The sequence below is a fragment of the Sorangium sp. So ce295 genome (assembly GCF_051527405.1).
In the GTDB taxonomy this organism is placed as follows: domain Bacteria; phylum Myxococcota_A; class Polyangia; order Polyangiales; family Polyangiaceae; genus Sorangium; species Sorangium cellulosum_B.
Window position 1 is genome coordinate 7,624,757 of sequence record NZ_CP150324.1, and the last position, 20,852, is coordinate 7,645,608.

General features: G+C 71.1%; 12 protein-coding genes. 6 read left to right on the top strand and 6 right to left on the bottom strand.

The window, feature by feature from the left end; all coding sequences use genetic code 11:
* Positions 1-168 precede the first annotated feature (168 nt).
* Together WMF11_RS28925 and WMF11_RS28930 are read right to left on the bottom strand one after the other, a co-directional pair.
* Positions 169-1,293, bottom strand: coding sequence for a CBS domain-containing protein (locus WMF11_RS28925; protein WP_437972980.1), 1,125 nt, complete (start codon positions 1,291-1,293; stop codon positions 169-171).
* A 419-nt stretch (positions 1,294-1,712) separates the two neighbouring features.
* Positions 1,713-2,894, bottom strand: coding sequence for a mechanosensitive ion channel family protein (locus WMF11_RS28930; protein ID WP_437972981.1), 1,182 nt, complete (start codon positions 2,892-2,894; stop codon positions 1,713-1,715).
* Positions 2,895-3,312: 418 nt separating this feature from the next.
* Here WMF11_RS28930 and WMF11_RS28935 point away from each other — a divergent pair, with 418 nt between their 5' ends.
* The 4 genes from WMF11_RS28935 to WMF11_RS28950 all read left to right on the top strand — a co-directional run bounded on the left by WMF11_RS28935 (position 3,313) and on the right by WMF11_RS28950 (position 12,353).
* Complete coding sequence (locus tag WMF11_RS28935; RefSeq protein WP_437902478.1) at positions 3,313-3,909, top strand: hypothetical protein; 597 nt, start codon at positions 3,313-3,315, stop codon at positions 3,907-3,909.
* 532 nt (positions 3,910-4,441) lie between these two features.
* Positions 4,442-9,472: a HAMP domain-containing protein gene (locus WMF11_RS28940; protein WP_437972982.1), complete on the top strand. Its 5,031-nt coding sequence runs from the start codon at positions 4,442-4,444 to the stop codon at positions 9,470-9,472.
* A 384-nt stretch (positions 9,473-9,856) separates the two neighbouring features.
* The gene (locus WMF11_RS28945; protein ID WP_437902480.1) at positions 9,857-10,264 is read left to right on the top strand and encodes a hypothetical protein; all 408 of its coding nucleotides are present in this window, start codon (positions 9,857-9,859) and stop codon (positions 10,262-10,264) included.
* Positions 10,265-10,448: 184 nt separating this feature from the next.
* Positions 10,449-12,353, top strand: a complete 1,905-nt coding sequence (locus WMF11_RS28950; protein WP_437972983.1) for a serine/threonine-protein kinase — start codon at positions 10,449-10,451, stop codon at positions 12,351-12,353.
* Positions 12,354-12,536: 183 nt separating this feature from the next.
* Here the strand turns inward: WMF11_RS28950 and WMF11_RS28955 are convergent, their stop codons facing one another.
* Positions 12,537-13,655, bottom strand: coding sequence for a phospholipase D-like domain-containing protein (locus WMF11_RS28955; protein WP_437972984.1), 1,119 nt, complete (start codon positions 13,653-13,655; stop codon positions 12,537-12,539).
* Between the two features lie 457 nt (positions 13,656-14,112).
* Between WMF11_RS28955 and WMF11_RS28960 the strand changes: the two genes are divergently transcribed.
* Both WMF11_RS28960 and WMF11_RS28965 read left to right on the top strand, forming a co-directional pair.
* Entirely contained in the window at positions 14,113-14,592 is a 480-nt protein-coding gene (locus WMF11_RS28960) for a hypothetical protein (protein WP_437972985.1), read from the top strand.
* A 7-nt stretch (positions 14,593-14,599) separates the two neighbouring features.
* Positions 14,600-15,085 carry a DUF421 domain-containing protein gene (locus tag WMF11_RS28965; protein ID WP_437972986.1) on the top strand — a complete coding sequence of 162 codons (486 nt, stop codon included), beginning with the start codon at positions 14,600-14,602 and terminating at the stop codon, positions 15,083-15,085.
* Between the two features lie 7 nt (positions 15,086-15,092).
* Here WMF11_RS28965 and WMF11_RS28970 read toward each other — a convergent pair whose 3' ends face one another.
* The 3 genes from WMF11_RS28970 to topA form a co-directional block, all read right to left on the bottom strand.
* A complete protein-coding gene (locus WMF11_RS28970; RefSeq protein ID WP_437972987.1) occupies positions 15,093-16,580 on the bottom strand; it encodes a DUF2330 domain-containing protein in 1,488 nt (495 codons plus the stop codon).
* Between the two features lie 158 nt (positions 16,581-16,738).
* Positions 16,739-18,190, bottom strand: a complete 1,452-nt coding sequence (gene trmFO, locus WMF11_RS28975; protein ID WP_437972988.1) for a methylenetetrahydrofolate--tRNA-(uracil(54)-C(5))-methyltransferase (FADH(2)-oxidizing) TrmFO — start codon at positions 18,188-18,190, stop codon at positions 16,739-16,741.
* Between the two features lie 34 nt (positions 18,191-18,224).
* On the bottom strand, positions 18,225-20,819 hold the full coding sequence (gene topA / locus WMF11_RS28980) for a type I DNA topoisomerase (RefSeq protein ID WP_437972989.1): 2,595 nt from the start codon (positions 20,817-20,819) through the stop codon (positions 18,225-18,227).
* Between the last annotated feature and the right edge of the window lie 33 nt (positions 20,820-20,852).

The window sequence follows — 20,852 nt, forward strand, 5'->3', positions numbered from 1 at the left end:
GAAGTTGAGACGCCAGAAGACGCCAAGAGACGCCAGAAGACGCCAAAATTTTATTGTTTTCTTGGCGTCTCTTGGCGTCTCTTGGCGTCTCTTGGCGTCCTCGGCTTTCTCTGACGACCACGTAAACGTTCGGAGGTGGGAGGACGCCGCGCGAATTGGTTAACGCGGTTATGCCGAGCCGACCTGAGGAGCCAGGTGGATCCTCCCGAGCCGACCCCCGCCCCCGCGCGTGAGCGCGCCCGCGATGTCCGAGTGCTTGACGAGCCCGAGGTAGCTCTCTCCGTCGAAGACGGCGACCACCGGCGTGTTCTTCTCGATCATCTGCCGCCCCACCTCGTCGAGCGACACGTCCGCTGCCACCCGGGGCACGTCGCAGCGCATGATCCATGCGACGAACGACCCCTCCCGGCCGGCGGCCAGCGCGCGCATGACGTCCGTGCGCGTCACGACCCCGATCACGCGGTCCTCGTAGACGACCGGGAAGTCCGGCTCCTGGCTCGCGAGGATCCGCCGCGCGGCGTCGCCCACGAGCTCGCCAGGCCACAGCTGGATCGCCCTGCCCTCGCTCGGAGGCTCTTCGGGCGGCGCCGCGGGCGCCATCACCGCCTGCGCCGCGCTCCATTCCCGCCGCGCCTCGACGAAGAGGAGCGCCGACAGCGCGGCCACGACGAGCTGACCGCCGAACAGGCCCATGAAGAACAGCACCGCCGCCGCCGCTTGCCCGAGCGCAGCCGTCATCGACGTCGCGAGCCAGGCGCCGGTGAGCGGCGAGAGCGCCTCGCGCAGCGCGCGCCCCCCCTCGAGCGGCAACGCCGGCAGCAGGCCGAGCAGGGCGATCCCCAGGTTCGCGCTGGCGATCCACACGCTCGCGGCCTCGCGCGAGGGCGCTTCGGCGGCCTGAAGGACCGAGATCCACCCGAGCTCGCCCACCCCGTGCTGGGCCTCGACGGCCAGAACGAAGAGCACCGCAAAGGCCACGTTCGCCGCGAGGCCGAGCGCGCGGCCCTGCGCCCGTCCCACAGCAGGACGCGAGCGGCTGACGATCGGGCCGAGCGGCGAGAGCAGGATCTCCCGCAGCCTCAGCCCGAGCTGCCTCGCCACGATCCCACGCACGAGCGCCTGCAGCGCCACGCACCCGAGCAGCGCCGCGCCCAGCGCGCAGCCGAAGAGCGCGCCGCTCCACCCATGCCGCGCTCCCCACTGGAGCGCCCCGATCGGGAGCAGCAGGCCGAACGCCGCATGCGCAAATACATCAACACCGCCGAGCCGCGTGATCCTGATGACCGACTTCATGGTGTCTTGCTCCTGGGTTCCCGCAGGCACCTGCACATGGCGCGAGGCGCAGTTCCGACGTGCCACTGCCTCCTCCCCGGGGCGTGGCGAACACCTCGTCGCGCGATCGACCGCTCGGCTGACGGGCACTTGTCCCAGATCTTTCTGATTTTACTGCAAATCATGTGCCGTTTTCCTGCGCCTCGCTTGCGAGGGGGGCGGCGCGCGGAGCCATTCCTGGCGATCACGCAGGGCGCGACTGGCCTGAAGGGCTATTCCGCGGCGCTGGTCGTCATCGTGTCGTCATCGCGTCGGGGCGCCTGCGGCAGGGTCTGGACCGGCCTCCAACACTCCCGAGGCGCGCAGCGGATGCGCCGGGCTCATCGCACGTCGCCTGAATGCCGCGGTGTGGCGTTCCGCTACATGGTGGGCGCCCACCGTCACGGCGCCACATCGGGCAGCCTGTCGCCCGCTCCAGCCCGGCGCGCGCGGCCCGAGGCCGGACCACGACCCTCTGCCGCTTCCGAGAGAGAGGCGCTCCGGGTCAAACGCTCCTGCGGCAGGTACGCGCCGCCCTCCTGCTCCTGGACCCAGCGGAGCATCTCCTCGCGAAGCCAGCACCGCAGATCGAACAGCTGCCCAGGATCGCGCGCCGAGACGAGCAAACGCACCTCGATCGTACGCTCTGTCACCTTCGTGACCTGAACGGCCTTCGCGCGCTCGTCCCAGAGCTCGCTGCTCGGGAGGATCGACTCGAAATGCCGCCTCAGGGCGTCCACCGGGGTCCGGTAATCCACGTAGATCTCGACGGTGCCCAGCTTCTCCGCCCCGTGCTTCGTCCAGTTCTGAAACGACTGGTCAAGGAGCCTTGCCGTCGGGACGATGAGCCGCCGCTCGTCCCAGATCTTCACGACCACGTGGGTCAGCCGGATCTCCTCGATCGTCCCGAACTCGCCGTCCACCACGACCTTGTCGCCGAGGTCGATGGGGCGGGTGAACAGGATGTGGAGGCCCGACAGGATCGCGCCGACCGGCTTCTGCGCCGCGAGGCCGAGCACGACGCCCGCGATGCCGGCCGACGCCAGCAACGAGACGCCGACGTTCCTCACCGCCTCGAAGTTCAGGAGCACGAGCGCGCTCGCCACGATCACGATGAGCACCCGCGCGACCCGCTCGAGCACGCGCGCCTGGGTGCGGAGCCCGCGGGACGACTCGCTCCCCTCCTCCAGGTGACGCAGGGCGCGCGCGTCCAGCACCTCCGTGAGGATCCCCACGATGCGCAGTAGGAGCCACGCCACCCCGCCGATGAACAGCGCCGAGAGGAGCGCCCGCAGATCGGTCACGAGGCCCTGGCCGAGCGGCGTGAGCTTGGCGAGGCCCGCTGTCAGGACGACCCCGAGACAAAGGGTCACGGGGCCGATTGCCGCGTCGAGTGTCTTTTCGTCCCACGGCGTCGCGGTCCGTCGCGCGACGACCAGACCGGCGCGCCGGAAGACGCTCGCGGCGATCCGAGCGAGCCCGAAGCCGACCGGAACGCTCGCCGCGACGATCACCCACGGCCACACGCCATCCCCCGGGATCCCCAGCCGGGCGCCGAGCGATTCAAAGTTCGAGTTCTGCATGCGTCCACTCCTTCACCAGCGCACCAGCGCACCAGCGCCGCGCGCGCCTCCGTGGCCTGGAGCCCCAGGGACACGGGCCTCCCCGCCGCGCTCTGGAGAGCGGCGGAGAGGGCTGTGACCGGGCGAGGCGCGCCGGGCTCATCTATCGTGTGTGCGGCGTCCCCACGGCACAGGGCGTGCCGCCGAACCCTCCCCCGCGTGTCCAGCCAGATCCCCGCCGCTCGCCGACAAGAGATCGCGAGGACGGATGGAGGCAGGCGCGCCCCGTTGGGGCGATCCGCGCCAGCGTCGCTCGACCCCGCCGGGTGCGTGCGACCGACCCGAGCGGCGCGGCATGCGGCGTGCAGACGCAAGCGGAGGTGCAGCGGAGCCGACGGGGCGTCGAGATCGGCTGACGAGACGCGGCAAAGGATCGTTTATGTCAGAGCGCAGAAGCCAGGTCGATGATTTCACTCGGCTCACCGAGGAGGATTTCACGCGGCTCACGCAGGAGACCGAGCGGCTCGCGAAGCACGTCGAGGATCTCCGGCACCGGATCGCCGCGACGACCGCGAAGCGGCGCGCGTCCTCCGGCACGCTCCCTGCGCAGAGCGCCGCCCCGTTCGCACCGCCGCACGGGTCCCCCTCGGAGCGGACGCACAGCGCGACCCCGGAGCGGCCGTGCGACGCCGCCGCGGAGCGGCCGTACGACACCGCCGTGGAGCGGCCGGTTGACGGGCCACCGGAGCGGCCGCATGACGCCGCCGAAGAGCGGCCGCACGACGCGGCTTCGGAGCGGCCGCTGCGCGGAGCGACGGAGAGGCCGCCCCCCCGTCACTCTCCCTTTCCCGAGCGCACCTCGTGCCTCGCGAACGTGTCGCGATGGCTGCCGCCGCTCAGGACCGCGAGAGATGCCATGGAGTCGGGCGTCCACGAGAGGGTGGGCGAGGCAGGGCGTTACAGCATCATCACGCCGCGCAACAAGCCGAGCGATCTCCCGACGAGGCGCCGCTCGCCCAAATCCGACGTGGCCTGAGGCGCCGGCTCGGAGGGCCGCCGCGCCGGCGCAGCGGCCCCTTCCCGCGGTGTCCCGCCGCGGTTTCAGGCGCGCGCTCGGCCGACCGCGCGCCGCGGACACGCGCGCCTTGCGCGCCGCACGCGCGCGCTGCGTGCTGCGCGTGGCGCGAAGCTTGCCCGGCTGAGCGCCTGCTAGTAAGACGAGCCCATGCTGCTGCGCGGTGGGAGCAGAAGCGCATGGCCGACGTGCCATGAAGCCTGAACCCGAGGGGACCCCGACGGCCGCCTCGCGGCCTTTCAGCGAGGGCCCCGCTCCTCGGCGGCGGGGAGCGTCGCGCGGAGCCCCAGCGCAGCCTCGACCGATGAGACCGCCGTGCAGGCGAGAGGGCCTGTCCTCCTGCCGTCCTCTCGCGCGGCGCCCTGGGATCGCGCCGGGGCACGGGGTCCGACGGCCTCCAGCCCCCCTGGGCCCCTCCGCGCCCCGGGGGCGCGCTCATTTTCCTTGGTGACCGATCGGTCCTGTCCGCAGGCGGGACCAGGAGAACAGCGGCATGGAGCAGCGAAGCGACCTCGACAAGGCGGCCCGCAAGGCGAGAGCCGGCAATGGCAAGAGCAAGAAGGCCGCGTCCGGGGATGGGCTGCAGCACGGCGCCGCGCGCGCGAGGAAGGCCCGCCCGGCCGAGCGCCCCCAGGCCGCCGCGCCGCTCGAGAGCGACGAGCTCGACCGGCGGACGCTTCTGATGTCGCTGACGGGCCTGAAGAAGGGCGATTTCTCGGTGCGGCTGCCCGTCCACTGGCTCGGGCTCGACGGGAAGATCGCCGATACGTTCAACGATGTCGTCGAGCGCAACGAGAAGCTCGCGAAGGAGCTCGACCGCCTGAGCCGCGCGGTGGGCAAGGAGGGCAAGCTCTCCCAGCGCGCCTTCATCGGCGAGGTGAGCGGCGCCTGGGCCGACGAGATCGCGTGCATCAACGCGCTGATCGGCGATCTCGTCCACCCCACCGCCGAGACGGCGCGCGTCATCGGCGCCGTGGCCAAGGGCGATCTCTCGCAGACGATGGCCCTCGAGGTGGACGGCAGGCCGCTCGACGGCGAGTTCCTCCGGACCGCCAAGACCGTCAACACGATGGTCGAGCAGCTCGGCTCCTTCGCCTCCGAGGTCATCCGCGTCGCCCGCGAGGTCGGCACCGAGGGAAAGCTCGGCGGGCAGGCCGACGTCCGCGGCGTCGCCGGCAGCTGGAAGGACCTCACCGACTCCGTCAACTCGATGGCAGGCAACCTCACCTCCCAGGTGCGCAACATCGCCGCCGTCACGACCGCCGTCGCCACGGGCGATCTCTCGAAGAAGATCACCGTCGACGTGAAGGGCGAGATCCTCGAGCTCAAGGACACCATCAACACGATGGTCGATCAGCTCCGCTCCTTCGCCTCCGAGGTCACCCGCGTCGCCCGCGAGGTCGGCACCGAGGGAAAGCTCGGCGGGCAGGCCGACGTCCGCGGCGTCGCAGGCACCTGGAAGGACCTCACCGACTCCGTCAACTCGATGGCCGGCAACCTCACCTCCCAGGTGCGCAACATCGCCGCCGTCACGACCGCCGTCGCCAACGGCGATCTCTCGAAGAAGATCACCGTCGACGTCAAGGGCGAGATCCTCGAGCTCAAGAACACCATCAACACGATGGTCGACCAGCTCAACTCCTTCGCCTCCGAGGTCACCCGCGTCGCCCGCGAGGTCGGCACCGAGGGCAAGCTCGGCGGGCAGGCCGACGTGCGCGGCGTCGCAGGCACCTGGAAGGACCTCACCGACTCCGTCAACTCGATGGCGTCGAACCTCACGGCCCAGGTGCGCAACATCGCGACCGTCACAACCGCCGTCGCCAAGGGCGATCTCTCGAAGAAGATCACCGTCGACGTCAAGGGCGAGATCCTCGAGCTCAAGAACACCATCAACACGATGGTCGACCAGCTCAACTCCTTCGCCTCCGAGGTCACCCGCGTCGCCCGCGAGGTCGGCACCGAGGGCAAGCTCGGCGGGCAGGCCGACGTCCGCGGCGTCGCAGGCACCTGGAAGGACCTCACCGACTCTGTCAACTCGATGGCCGGCAATCTCACCTCCCAGGTGCGCAACATCGCCGCCGTCACCACCGCCGTCGCCAACGGCGATCTCTCCGAGAAGATCACGGTCGACGTGAAAGGCGAGATCCTGGAGCTCAAGAACACCATCAACACGATGGTCGATCAGCTCCGCTCCTTCGCCTCCGAGGTCACCCGCGTCGCCCGCGAGGTCGGCACCGAGGGAAAGCTCGGCGGGCAGGCCGACGTCCGCGGCGTCGCAGGCACCTGGAAGGACCTCACCGACAACGTGAACTCGATGGCCGGCAACCTGACGAACCAGGTGCGCGGCATCGCCAAGGTCGTGACCGCTGTCGCCAACGGCGATCTCAAGCGCAAGCTGGTCGTCGACGCCAAGGGGGAGATCGCCGCGCTCGCGGACACGATCAACGGCATGATCGAGACGCTCGCGACGTTCGCGGATCAGGTGACGACGGTGGCGCGCGAGGTCGGCGTCGAGGGCAAGCTCGGCGGGCAGGCGAGCGTGCCCGGCGCGGCCGGCACGTGGAAGGACCTCACCGACAACGTGAACCAGCTCGCGGCGAACCTCACCACGCAGGTGCGCGCGATCGCCGAGGTCGCCACCGCCGTGACCAAGGGCGATCTCACCCGGTCCATCAAGGTCGAGGCGCAGGGCGAGGTCGCCGCGCTGAAGGACAACATCAATGAGATGATCCGGAACCTCAAGGACACGACGCTGAAGAACAGCGAGACGGACTGGCTCAAGAGCAACCTCGCCAAGTTCTCGCGCATGCTCCAGGGGCAGAAGGATCTCCTCACCGTCGGCCGGAGGATCCTGTCCGAGCTGGCCACCGTCGTCACGGCGCAGCAGGGCGTCTTTTACATCATGGATGCCGCCCGCGAGGAGCCCGTCCTGAAGCTGCTCGCGAGCTACGCGTTCAAGGAGCGCAAGCACGTCGACAACCAGTTCAAGCTGGGCGAGGGGCTCGTCGGGCAGTGCGCGCTCGAGAAGGAGAAGATCCTCCTCGTCAACGCGCCCCACGACTACATCACGATCACGAGCGGCCTCGGCGACGCGCCCCCGGTCAACATCATCGTGATGCCCGTGCTCTTCGAGGGGCAGGTGAAGGCCGTCATCGAGCTCGCGTCGCTCGAGCGCTTCAGCCCGACCCACCAGGCGTTCCTCGACCAGCTCACCGAGTCGATCGGCATCGTGCTCAACACGATCGAGGCCAACATGCGCACCGAGGACCTGCTCAAGCAGTCCCAGTCGCTGGCGCGCGAGCTCCAGAGCCAGCAGGAGGAGCTCCAGGAGACGAACGCCGCGCTCGGCGAGAAGGCGCGGCTCCTGGCGGAGCAGAACGTGGAGGTCGAGCGGAAGAACCACGAGGTCGAGCAGGCCCGCCAGGCCCTGGAGGAGAAGGCGCGCCAGCTCGCCCTCACCTCCAAGTACAAGTCGGAGTTCATGGCGAACATGTCCCATGAGCTCAGGACCCCGCTGAACAGCCTCCTCATCCTGTCGGACCAGCTCTCCAGGAACAACGACCAGAACCTCACGGCGAGGCAGGTCGAGTACGCGAAGACGATCCACGCGTCAGGCACCGATCTCCTGGGGCTCATCAACGACATCCTCGATCTCACGAAGATCGAGTCGGGCACCGTCGTCGTCGACGTCGGAGAGATCAGCTTCACGGACCTCTCGGACTACGTGCGTCGCACGTTCCGGCACGTCGCCGAGGCCAAGAAGCTCGATTTCGAGCTCTCCTTCTCGTCGACGCTGCCGACGTCGATGTTCACCGACGCGAAGCGGCTGCAGCAGGTGCTCAAGAACCTGCTCTCCAACGCCTTCAAGTTCACCGAGCGCGGCAAGGTGGTCCTGGAGGTGACAGTGGCCCGCAGCGGCTGGAGCCGTGAGAACGAAGTGCTCAGCCGGTCCGATGTGGTGATCGCGCTCTCCGTCCATGACACAGGGATCGGGATCGCCCCGGACAAGCAGCAGATCGTCTTCGAGGCGTTCCAGCAGGCGGACGGCAGCACGAGCCGCAAGTACGGCGGCACAGGGCTCGGGCTCGCGATCAGCCGGGAGATCGCGGGGATGCTCGGCGGCGATCTCACGCTGGTCAGCGCGCCGGGCCGCGGCAGCACGTTCACGCTCTACTTGCCGCGCACCTTCCGGCCCGTGCGGGCGACGCGGCGGCAGCCGACTCACGTCCTCGACGCGCCGCCGTCCATCGATGATGCCGTCCACAGCAGCCGGCCGTCGGATCGCACGTCCGCGAGCGCGGACGTCCAGATCATCGACGACAGCGAGAACGTCCGCCCCGGCGACCGCGCGATCCTGATCGTGGAGAACGACACCGTGTTCGCGCGCTTCCTCGTGGATGTCGCGCGGGAGCACGGATTCAAGGCGGTCGTCGCGCTCCGCAGCGCGACGGCGCTCTCGCTGGTGCGAGAGATCCAGCCCGCGGCGATCACGCTGGACATCAACATGCCGGACGTCGACGGGTGGCGCGTGCTCGACTGCCTGAAGCGCGACCTCTCGGCGCGGCACATCCCGGTCCAGGTGATCACGACAGAGACGGAGGAGGAGCGGAGCCGCGCGCGGCGGATGGGCGCGGTGGGCCTGCTCAACAAGCCGCTCAGCAGCAGGACGGCGCTCGACGAGGCGTTCGCGCGGCTCGCCGGGCTGATCGGCTCGCCGCTGCGCCGGCTGCTCGTCGTTGCGCCGGACGAGGCCTCCTTCGCCCCGGTGACCGAGCTGCTCGGGGACGAGGAGGTCACGGTCGCCAGCGCGACGACGGCCCAGGAGGCGCTCGACGCGCTCGATCGCGAGGCGTTCGACGCGATCGTGCTCGACCTGCACCTGCCGGACATGCCCGGCCTCGAGCTCATCGAGCGCCTCGATCGCGCAGGGCGCTTCGTCGATCTCACGGCCATCGTGGTCGCGCCGGCCGGCGTCGCCGGGGACGACGAGGCGCAGCTCTCCCGGCTGGCGCAGAAGCTGCCTGTGAAGCATGTCCAGTCGAGAGAGCGCCTGATCGACGAGGTTACGCTCGCGCTGCACCGCCGGGTCTCGGATCTGCCGGAGCCGGCGCGGCTCATCGTGGAGCAGCTCCACGAGTCGGCCGCCGCGCTCGCCGGCAAGTGTGCGCTGATCGTCGACGACGATTTCCGCAACATCTATGCGCTGAAGACCGTCCTCGAGAGCTACGGGATGAGCACCCTCACCGCCGACACGGGGAAGGCCGCCATCGAGCGCCTGGCGAGCACGAGCGGCATCGACGTCGTGCTCATGGACATCATGATGCCGGAGATGGACGGATACGACACGATCCGCGCAATCCGCAAACAGCCGGCATTCCAGACGCTGCCGATCATCGCCGTCACGGCGAGGGCGATGAAAGGCGACCGGGAGAAGTGCCTGGAGGCGGGCGCGACCGACTACACCTCGAAGCCGGTCGACACGGAGCAGCTGCTGGCGCAGCTCCGCATCTGGCTGCATCGCTGAGCTCGCTTCATCTCCCGTCACCGCCGCTCTCCACACAACACCCGCGATCACCCCCGAGCACGCCCGGCGGTTTCGTCTGCGCTGCAACGACGCCTCAGTGTGGCGCACCTGCGCAAGCTCTTGCGCGGCACACGGGCGATCGACTGCGCAGAGTACCGAGCATTTCCCGCATTTTCCTTTGGCATGCTGCCTGCTGTCGCCTGCTGTGACGATGTGGGTTTCCAGAATACAGGCAGGGCGCGCGCGAGAGGACGTTCATCGGGAAAGGAGCTGTAGGTGAGGCCAAAGCTGGTGACCGGTCTCGTCAGGACACGGTCGGACGCCGAAAGGTCGGTTGAGCGCGTGATGAGCTGTGGATACACGCGTGACGCCATCAGCCTTGTCATGAGCGATGCGGGGTCCGACCAGCGCGCCGTGGACGGAACCGCCGGCGCGGCGGCGGACGTCGGCGGGGCGGCGGGGGCAGCCTCGACTTCGCTCGTGGTGCTCGGCGCGAGCGTGGCGTTCCCTGACCTGGGGCTCGTGGCGGCGGGGCCCATCGAGGCCGCGCTCGCCGGAGCTGGCGCGGGCGGCGCGGCCGGCGGGCTCGTCGACGCGCTCGTCAGCGCCGGCATTCCCGAGCACCGGGCGAGCATCTATGACAGCGGCCTACGACAAGGCGCGATCCTCGTGGGCGTAAATGCTTCCTCCGAGCGAGACGCAGAGATCCTGGAATTGATCCTCGAGTACGCCGGCGCCGAGGACGTCCGGAGCGAGAGCTCGCAGCGGCGCCCTTACGACAGCTTCATCTGAGCGGTCGCCGGAAGGCGGAAGGCACGTGGCAACTTGCCTCGCTGAGGCGCGCTGCCGCTGACGCGCCCGTGCAGGCGTTCAGGAGCTCCCCGAGCGGATCGCCTGGCACACGCGATGCTCCAGACTCGGCGCGTGCCGTCGCGTGGCGAGCGGCGGATGGCCGGAGCAGACGGCAGGAGAGCGCATGTCGAGCAACATGACCCAGGCGTTCGAGCACACCTCAGGGGAATGCTTCGAGGTCGACACGGTGGTGGGCGAGAAGTACCAGCTCCTCCGCAAAGCGGGAGAGGGCGCGATGGGGTCTGTCTGGGTCGCCACGAACACGGCGCTCGAGGCCAATGTGGCCATCAAGGTGCTGCGGCCGGAGATGCGCTCTCCCGCGATCGCCGAGCGCCTGCTGCGTGAGGCGCGGGCCGCGGCGAAGCTCAGCCACCCCGGGATCGTGCGTGTCTTCGATCTCGGCAAGACCGCGGGCGGCACCCCGTACATCGTGATGGAGCTCCTGGAGGGCGAGGCCCTCCGGGACGTGCTCTGCCGCGAGCGCCGGCTCGCTCCCGAGGTGGCGCTGGCGATCCTGCTGCCGGTCGCGAGCGCGATGCACGCGGCCCACGAGCGGGGCGTCGTTCACCGGGATCTCAAGCCGGACAACGTGATGCTCGCGAATCAGGGCGACGGGCGGATAAGGCCCAAGGTCGTCGATTTCGGGATCGCGAAGGTGACGTGGACCGAGCCCGAGTCCGGATCGACGGGCGCGGCCGTGATCGGGACTCCGCAGTACATGCCGCCGGAGCAGGCGCTCGGGCAAGGCCACATCGATCATCGCGCGGACATCTGGGCGCTCTGCACGATGCTGTACGAGGCGATCGCGGGCGAGACCCCGTATGCCGGGGAGCAGGGGTTCGGGACGCTGCGCGCGATCGTCCAGGATCCGGTGCGCTCGCTCGTCGAGCGGTGCGGCTCGGATCCGGCGCTGTGGTCGATCATCGAGCGCGGGCTGCGCAAGGATCCGGCGGATCGCTGGGGGAGCATGCGCGAGCTGGGCAGCGCGCTCGCGACGTGGCTTGTCTCGAGGGGAGTCTCGGAGGACGTGTGCGGCGCGTCGCTCCGCGCGCAATGGCTGGACGAGCGGGCCAGCCAGATCCCGTCGCCGTCGCCGCGGCTGAACGCGGTGAGCTCCGCGCCGACGCTGCACTCGCGCCGCGCGGACGACTCCCTGGAGCTGCAGGTGCCCATGACGGCCGCGCCGAGGGCGCCGGGGGCGGCGGCTGCGGCGGGTCACGGCGCGCCGGGGGCGGTGGAGCGCAAGGGGATCGAGGAGAGCGGGGAGCGCGCGTGGTCCGAGGCGACCGCGATGGTGAATCTGCCGGGGGCGGCGTCTCCGTCGCCGCGGTCGTCGTGGCGGGAGCGCTTTCCGCTCCGCGCCGTCGCGGCGGCCGGGCTCGTGGCCCTGGCGGGAGCGGCGGTGTGGAGCGTCGCGCTGGGCACGGCGGGTCGCGCGGGCGAGTCGATGCCGGCGCCGCTGGTCCAGCCCGTGGCGATGGTCGCCGCGGCGCCGTCTCCGGCGCAGCCACCGCTCGTGGCGAGCTCCCTTCCGGACGGCGTGGCGCAGGGGAGCGCGGCGCCGCCGGTCGAACCCACGACATCGCGCCCGGCGCGCGCGGTGAAGGCCGCGGTCTCCGCGCCTCAGGCGCCGGTCGCGGCCGCCGCGCGGGCTGCGGTCGCGGCGCCGGCGGCGAACGCGCCCGCCGCGACCGGGAAGCCGCCGGCGCCAGCGGCGAGCCCGCCGCCCGGCTCGTCCGGGTCCAGCCCGGGCCCGGAGGCGCCGGCCTCGTCTGCGCAGCCGGTCTCCGCCAGCTCGGCGCAGGCGCCAGGGAGCGCCGCCTGTCCGGCTGGCGGAGGCCAGGAAGGCGGGGAAGCGGCCTGCCCGCCGGCCGCCGAGGCGCCCCCGAGCGCCGTGGAGGTCTACGATGACGCCGGGGCGGCCGAGAAGGAGCAGGGCGTCCATCGTCCGGCGACCGCCGACGAGGCGCCGCCGGCCGCGGATGCCGGCGCAGCGGAGGGCTCCTCGAGCGCTCCAGCGGCGCCGTAGCGGCCCGGACGCCGGCCCGGCGGGCGGGCTAGAGCGACACGGGTTGAAACCACGAGAAAAGCAGGAAATTCACAGGGAGACGGGGAGGCGGGGAGCGAGAGACGGCAAGAGAAAGAAATTCATTCTTTCTTCCTCCCCCCGCCTCCCTGTGAAAATTCTCCGGGTTTCAACGTGATAGGTGTTCTAGACGCCGAGCGCTTGCAGGAACCCGCCCTCACGCTCGGCCTCGGGGAGCGCGCCCGCATGGCGAGGCTCCACCAGGTCGAGGCCGAAGCTCCACAGCGCGTTGCGCGCCTGCGCGAAGGGGCCCTGCCGGGGCAGGTTGTCGAGGCGCACAGCCTCGCTCCGCCCGAGGTCCTGCTCGAACAGGCGGGCCGCGTCCCTCACGAAGGCGGGTTGCTTGACGATGAGGTTCGCCTCGCTCACCCACCTCAGGCTCGTCGAGTTCGCGTTGAAGGTCCCCACCGTCGCCCAGTCGTCGTCGATCACCGCGAACTTCGCGTGGAGCATCGACGGGAGGAACTCGTGGATCTGGAGCCCGTTCTCCAGCCATGACGGGTACCGCGCGAGGCTCGCGTGGCGGATGGCCGGAAGGTCGGAGTCGCGCGGCACGATGATCTTCACGTCGATCCCGCGGCGCGCGGCGTCGATGAGCTCGCGCTCGAGCCCGCGCGGAGGGCAGAAGTACGCGTTCTCGATCCACACCCGCCGCCTCGCCGCGCGCACCCGCGCGAGGTGGCGCTCGTAGATGACCGCGGGCGGCGTGAGCGCGTCGGTGATGAACTCCACGTCGTCGTAGACGCCGCCCGTCCAGCAATCGAAGGAGCGCCCCGCGGCCTCGTTGGCGAGCATCCAGCGGCACTCGAACGCCCGCGCCATGTCGGTCACGCAGGGCCCCATCACCCGGCTACAGACCTCGTGCCAGCCGTCGCCGCCCTCGTCGCGCGGCAGCCACTCGTCGGCCCACGCAGCGCCGCCGACGTACCCGGCGCCGTCGATCACGACGATGCGCGAGTGCTCCCGCGGGAACAGGGCGCCCCCGCGGAGGACGGCGCTGAGCGGCCTGTAGGCGCGGGCGCGGATGCCGCGGGCCCTCATGTCCTCGAAGAACGCCGCCGGCGTCGTGTGGCTGCCGAGCGCGTCGTACAGGAGCCGGACATCCACGCCGCGCCGCGCGGCGCTCGCGAAGGCGTCGGCGAAGCGACGACCCATGAGATCGTTGCGGTAGATGTACGTCGAGATCCATATCCGCTCCCGGGCGAGCGCGATGTCATCGAGGAGCGACTCGAGCACCCATTTCATCCCGGGGAGGAGGCGCGTCGTGTGGAGAGCGCCCCCTGCCGCAGCGCGAGCGGTGCTGGAGTCCGCCCTGGAGCCTGGAAACGTCGGCGCCGAGCAGGTCATGTCGAGTCCCGAACGCCGGGCGGTTGCAGCTCGATTGCCACAGCGGCCCGCGCGCTCACCGCCGTGGCTCAAGCAGCCCGTGTGCCACATCGCCAAGGCGCGATCGCGCAGGGATGTCAGCAACGGGAGGCTCACCACGTGGCAAAGCGCCACGCTCACGGCGCCGTCCGCGGTGCCTGCGGGGCAAGCGGCCTCTCCGGCGCAGCGGCCGCCTCGCGAGCGGACCGCGCGTGCGCGAGCTGGCGCGGCACCAGTCTTGAACGGCGTGGGCGCGATGATCCCCGCCACCCGCGAGCTCTCCGCTCCTCGGCCCGCCCGGACGCGCACCAGGTCGCGCCGGGCGCCGTCCGAACCCGTGCCCACACCGCCGTCCGCGCCGCCCCTGCGGCGCCGGCTCGCCCTGGATCCCCTGCACGCGATCGGCGCGCTCGCGCTCGCCTGCGTGGCCGCGAGCGCCTTGTTCATGCACGCGCTGCAGACGCGCGAGGCGACGGCGCAGGGGCTCACCCTCCGCGTCGCCTACCCCGAGCGGATGCGCTTCCGCGACATGGAGCGGGTCACGCTCGACGTGGAGAACACGGCGGGCGAGCCCTGCCGGGGGGCCGCGCTCACGATCGACGAGGCGTACCTGGACAGCTTCGAGGAGCACCACACCACGCCTGCAGAGGCGGCGTTCGGGCGCTTCGCGCTGGGCGACCTCGCGCCCGGCGAGCGCCGCCGGATCGACATCGAGCTCCGCGGCGAGCGCAGCTGGCTCGCCTCGGGCAACGCGACCCTGTCGTGCGGCGGGGAGCGCGGCGTCCACGTGCCGCTCCGCACGTTCATCTTCCCCTGAGATCACCATGGAGACCGTCGCCCGCGTCGCCGTCGTCTATGTGTTCCTCGCCGCCGCGTTCCGCGTGCTCGGCAAGCGCGAGCTCAGCTCGATGTCGCCGTTCGAGCTCGTCACCCTCATGCTGATCCCCGAGATCGTCTCGCAGGCCCTCGTCCGCGAGGCGTCGCTCGCGAACGCGCTCGCGGGCGTGTCCACCGTCCTCGTGCTCGTGTTCCTGACGTCCGTCCTGACGCACCTCTTCCCGAAGGCGTCCGAGGTCATCGACGGCTCGCCCACGGTGCTGGTCGCGAAGGGCCGTATCCTGGAGGAGGCGTGCAATCGCGAGCGGATCCAGCCGGAGGAGATCCTGTCCGAGATGCACAAGAGCGGGCTGGAGCGCCTCTCCCAGGTGCGATGGGCCATCCTGGAGGCGGACGGCGCCCTCACCATCGTCCCGGAGCAGGGCCACGCCCTGCCCGTCGCCCGGGCCAGGACGCGGGACGAAGGCGTCTGAGCGCCGGTCAGGCCGGGCGGGAGGCGAGGCGGCGCGCGCCGCGTCGGGCGAGCGCCGCCGCGAGGGCGAGGGCGCCGAGCGTCATGCCCACGAGCGTGCCCTGCCCGCGGGTCCGCGAGGGGCGGTCGCCGTCGAGGACCGGGCTCGCCGCGCCGCAGAGCACGTCGGCGTGGACGCTGACGCGGGCGCGCAGCCAGTTGTCGACCCGCTCCTGCGGCGCGGGGCTCAGGACGAGGTCCGTGTCGAGCGCGGCGCGCGGCAGGTTCGCCTCGAGACGCGTCAGCCAGACGTCCTTCGGGTGCAGGCCGACCATCGCGATCGCGAGGTCGTCGAGCGCCCCGCACGCGAGCTCGCGCGCGTCAATCTGGTCGGCGGCGACCTCCCCGCAGCTCGGATGGGACAGCGGGACGCCGGCCGGGCACGGGTTCGCCACGGCGCGGCTCTCGGTCGCGATCTCGGCGAAGCGCACGGCGCACGCGGAGTCCTGGACCTCGCCGGTCTCGCCGTTGGCGAGCCCCTGCTGGGCGAACGCGGCGGCGATCGTGTCGACCGGGGTGGTCGAGCCGCTCGTCGTGTAGCGCACGCCGAACGGCGCCGCGGGGCTCGACACGGGCGAGAACAGCGAGCCCTGCTGCGCGTAGGGGGTGAGGAACGCGCGGCCGCCGTCGGCCGCCGCGATCGCCTTCTCGCGGAGCACGCCGTAGTTCGACTCCTGCGAGGCGAAGTCCCACGCGAGGAGGTCGATGGGGACGGCCGCGGCCGCGAACCCCTCGGGGGCGAGCCGCGCCTCGCTGATGGTGAAGAGGGTGATCGCGACGTTCGCGCCCGTCCCGGCGGCGACCATCCGGAGCGGGAGCGCGGCGTTCGCCCCCGGCGTGACGACCCGCACCGGCGTCATCTCCTTCACGTCCTTGCCCGGCTGGAGCCTGATGGCGATGAAGTCGAAGCCCTCGTCGACATAGGCGTCGATGATCGGCTGCGTCGACTCGTCGACGTTGAAGCCGTTCTTGTCGAACCACGCGTTCAGCACGCCGGGCGTGTCGGTCGCGAGCGTCACGGTCTCGTACGGACCGACGGTGCCGCGGTGAAGCACCACGACGTCATCGCCGCCGAACGCCCTCCCCGCCGCGTCCGCGGAGGCGAGGCTCGCGCCGCAGCCCCCGCCGCTCCGGGCGCAGGTGGAGCTCGGCGCGGTGATGCGCACCGACGTGGCCGCGTCGAGCGTCTCGAACCAGGCATTCGACCCTTCCTCGAGGATCGCCCCGCGCTTCACCGGGAGCACCCACCCGAACGCGCTCGGATCGCCCGAGTACTGGATCTGATCCCAGAGCACCGACTGGACGGGCGACACGGAGAGCACCATCCGGTGCGCGTTGACGACCGTCGTCTCGGTGGGCGGGGCGAAGCACCCGCCGCAGGCGAGCGCCTCGCGCGGCGACAGGAGCGTCGCGGAAGGAACGGCGAGCGCAAGGAGCGCAAACAAGCGAAGTTTCATCGGCTACCTCCATGGGCGCGGGTCCGCGCGGGCGGGCTCTCGGGAGCGCGCGGGCGGCGCGCGGCGCACCACCGCCAGGCTATCCAAGCCAGCGCGCTGCGGGCAGCCCGCGCACGATTGGCGCGCCGCGCGCCATGCGGGAGCGCGGCGAGCCGCCGTCAGCCCGCGGCCCACCACGCGTCGAGGTCGCGGAGGGCGCGCTCGGCCATCACCTCGTAGCGGGCGCGCTTGCGCAGCTTGCCGTGCGCCGCATCGAGCGGCGCGATGTGCGCCCAGGTGATGTTGGACGGCTGATACGTGGGCTGCTTCCGGCCGAGGTGCGTGAGGATGCCGCCGAGCGCCGTCGTGGGCGGCGGCGGCCGGAGCGGCTCGTTCCGCAGCTGCTGCGCGAGGAGGATCGCGCACACGAACCCCGCCGCGGCGCTCTCCACGTAGCCCTCGACGCCCGCGATCTGGCCGGCCAGGTGCACGCCCGGCAGCGCGCGGAGCTCCATCGCGGGGCCGAGGAGCGCCGGAGCGTCGACGAAGGTGTTGCGGTGCACGGAGCCCGTGCGGAGGAACTCGGCCTCCTCGAGGCCGGGCACCATCCGGAACACCCGCAGCTGCTCGGCGTACTTCATGCGCGTCTGGAAGCCGACCAGGTTGTACGCCGTCGCCGCCTCGTCCTCCGGGCGCAGCTGGAGCACCGCGTAGGGGCGCCGGCCTGTGCGCGGATCGGTGAGCCCCACCGGCTTCATCGGCCCGAACGCGAGCGTCTGCTCGCCGCGCGCCGCCATCACCTCGCAGGGCAGGCACCCCTCGAAGTAACGCACCTCCTCGAAGGCGCGGGCCTCCACCTTCTCCGACGCGACGAGGGCCTGGACGAACGCCTTGTACTGCGCCTCGTCGAAGGGGCAGTTCACGTACGCCTCGTCGCCGGCCTCGGCGTCGTCGCGGCGCTCGGCCGCGTCCTCCGGCGGCGCGGTTTGCTCCCGCTGCGCGGCCCGGTCCGGCTGCGCGGTTGGCTCCCGCTGCGCGGCCCGGTCGCCGCGGACCGCGCCCCCCTTGCCGTAGCGCGACTGCTTCCACACGCGCGACCAGTCGATCGAGTCGGCGCTGACGATCGGCGCGATCGCGTCGTAGTAGGCGAGGTGCTCGGCACCGACGGCCGCGGCGAGGCTCGCCGCGAGGGCGTCGGAGGTGAGCGGCCCCGTCGCGAGGATCACGGGCCGCTCGGCGGGGATCTCGGTCACCTCCCGGTGCTCGACGGTGATCCGGGGGTGGGCCTCGATCGCCCGCGTCATCGCCTCGGCGAACCGCTCGCGGTCGACCGCCAGCGCGCCACCGGCCGGCACCGAGGTCTCGTCGGCGCACCGCAAGGCGAGCGAGCCCACGCGCCGGAGCTCCTCCTTGAGGAGCCCCACCGCGTTGCTCAGCGCGGCGCCGCGCAGCGAGTTCGAGCACACGAGCTCGGCCATCCGATCGCTCGTCTGCGCGGGCGTACGCTTGTGAGGCTTCATCTCGACGAGGCGCACGCGCAGCCCGCGCTGCGCGAGCTGGTACGCCGCCTCGCAACCGGCCAGGCCGCCTCCGACGACGACGACGTCGTGCGGGCTCTCCGCTCCGTTCATACAGCTCACCAGGGTGGGGGGTCTCGCGGGCTTCTTAGCTCGCCGTGCGGCGGGCGCGCACGGCCCGCGCGGGCTTTTCGGCGGCCCCCGGGGCCGCGCCAGCGCCGTGCGGCGCGGCCTCGGGCCGGCCGGCTGGCGTGGGCTCCGCCGGCGCGGGCCGGGCGGCCGGCGCCGGGGCGGCGCTCGCGACGGCCGCCGCGGCGTCCGGGGTGGCGGCGCCGTCGGCGGCGCCGTCCTCCCCTTCCCCCTCGACGATCTCCTGCTTGAAGCCGCAGTCCTTCGTCGCGCAGACGAGCATCGCCTTCTTGCCGCCGGTGCGGGTGACGAACTTCGCGCCGCACTGCGGGCACGGGACCGGCACCGGCTTCTGCCAGAGCTTGAACTCGCACTTCTGCTCGGCGTTCCAGTTGGAGCAGCCGTAGAAGGTGCGCCCGCCCTTCTTGCGCGGCCGGATCTCGATGAGATCGCCGCCGCAGCTCGGGCACGCGACGCCGAGCGGAACCGGGCGCGTGTTCTTGCAGGCCGGGTACCCCGTGCACGACAGGAAGTCGCCGAAGCGGCCCGTCTTGATGATCATCGGCTTCCCGCACTTGTCGCACGAGATGTCGGTCTCGCGGACGGCGGCGGTCCCCCGCGCGTCGGACAGGTCGCGCGTCGCCTTGCACTTCGGGTAGCGCTCGCAGCTCAAGAACCAGCCGTTCTTGCCCCACTTCTTGAGCATCATCGACCCGCACTCGTCGCAGACGATGTCGGTCTTCTCGGCCTCGGGCTTCCACGGCGCGAGCTTCTTCGACTTGTCGAGCTGCTCCCTGAACTTCTTGTAGAAGGTCTTGAGCAGCTGCTCGCGCTTCAGGCTGCCGGCGCCGACGGCGTCGAGCTCCTCCTCCATCTGCGCCGTGAAGTTCGGATCCATGATGTCGAGGTTCGACCGGACGAGGCCGTCGACCACGAACTTCCCGAGGAGCGTCGGCTGGAACGCGCCGCCGTCCCGCTTCTCGACGTACGCGCGCTGCTGCACCTTGCTGATGATCTCGGCGTACGTCGACGGGCGGCCGATGCCGCGCTTCTCCAGCTCACGCACGAGCGAGCCCTCGTTGTAGCGGGGCGGCGGCTGCGTGAATTTCTGGTCGGTGATGACGCCCGGGGGCGACACGGCGAGCGCCTCGCCCTCCTTCATGTCCGGCAGGAGCGCCTCCGAGTCCTCCTCGGCCGACGGCCCCGGCGCCGCGCGCTCCGCCTCGGCGGCGGTCGCCTCGGGCGCCGGCGCGGCGGCGCCGCCGTCCGCAGCGGCGCCTGCGCTCTCCTCCTCGCCCGCGAACTCCTGCTGGCCCTCCGTCACCTGCAGCCAGCCGGCGAACTTGAGGATCCGCCCGGTCGCCCGGGCGAGGTAGCTCCGGTACGCGGGCGCCGCGACCGTCGGCGCGACGTCGATCTCGACCGTCGTGCGGTCGTACACCGCCGGGGTCATCTGCGAGGCGACGAAGCGGTTCCAGATGAGCTTGTACAGCTTGTACTGCTCGTCCTTGAGGTGCTTCTTGATCGAGTCCGGGTGGATCTCGACGCTCGTCGGCCGGATCGCCTCGTGTGCGTCCTGCGCGTTCTTCTTCGACTTGTAGACGTTCGGGCGCTCGGGGACGAACTCCTTGCCGTACCGCTTCGCGACCACGCCGCGCACCTCGGCGATCGCGTCGTCGCTGACGCGCGTCGAGTCGGTACGCATGTACGTGATGAGGCCGACCGGACCGCCATCGCGCTTGAGGTCGATGCCCTCGTAGAGCGCCTGGGCGATCTGCATCGTCCGCTTGGCGCCGAAGTGCAGGTAGTTCGTCGCGTCCTGCTGGAGCTTCGAGGTGGTGTACGGCGCGGGCGGGTTGCGCTTCTGCTCGCGCCGCACGACCTTCGCCACCTTGTAGCGGGCGGTCTCGAGATCGGCGCGCACCTTCCCGGCGACCTCGCCGTTCGTCACCTCGAGCTTCTTGCCGTCGGCGGAGGCCAGCTTCGCGACGAACGGGGCGCGCTGCGGCGGGCTCGCCGCGCCGAGGCCGACCGCGATGTTCCAGTACTCCTCCGGGACGAACGCCTCGACCTCGCGCTCGCGGTCCACGATGAGCCGCAGCGCGACCGACTGCACCCGCCCCGCCGAGAGGCCGAACGCGAGCTTCGACCACACGAGCGCCGAGACGTCGTAGCCGACGATGCGGTCGAGCACGCGCCGCGCCCGCTGCGCGTCGTACAGGTTCTCGTCGAGCTTGCGGGGGTTGTGGACGCCGTGGTCGACCCCCTTCTTCGTGATCTCGTGGAACTCGACCCGCGCCACCTTCAGCCTCGGGTTCTTGATCTCCTCCGAGATGTGGAACGCGATCGCCTCCCCTTCGCGATCGGGGTCGGTCGCCAGGAGCACCTCGTCCGCCTTCTTCGCGGCGGACTTCAGCTCCTCCAGGACCTTCTCCTTGCCCTCGATGACCTCGTAGGTCTCGGCAAAATCGTTCTGCACGTCGACGGCGTTCTGCTTCTTGGGCAGGTCCTTGACGTGCCCCTTCGAGGCGAACACCTCGTACCCGTTGCCGAGATATTTCTTGATGGTCTTCGCCTTCGCCGGCGACTCCACGATGACGAGCGTCTTGGCCATCACCACCTTCTGAGCAACGAGATCGGGCTTGTG